This is a genomic window from Bartonella sp. AA86SXKL, assembly GCF_042196885.1.
On the sequence record NZ_JBHIRE010000412.1, the window covers coordinates 1 to 250 of the forward strand.

General features: G+C 32.8%; 1 protein-coding gene. It reads right to left on the reverse strand.

All coding sequences use genetic code 11. The features are described 5' to 3' along the window. A partial coding sequence (locus ACFIO5_RS12310; RefSeq protein WP_375705559.1) for a hypothetical protein occupies window positions 1–212 on the reverse strand: 212 nt, incomplete at its 3' end. Window positions 213–250 lie beyond the last annotated feature (38 nt).

Here is a 250-nt window from a genome sequence, read left to right on the forward strand (position 1 = left end):
GTTCTACTAAAAGATTTGCCTACCAATCCTCTCCACGATTTTATTTTTATTTTTTTTCGCATATTTTTTCGTTTAGAAATCAAAGGAATAGAAAATTTTTCCAAAGTTGAAAAATCCCCCATTTTAGCTTTTAACCATGTATCCTTTCTCAGTACTTTTCTGGCTCTAACTATTTGCGAAATAATAAACTTGCGCAATCCAATTATTGTCATTGACGTTCATACTGCAAAACTTTGGTGGATGCGTCCCT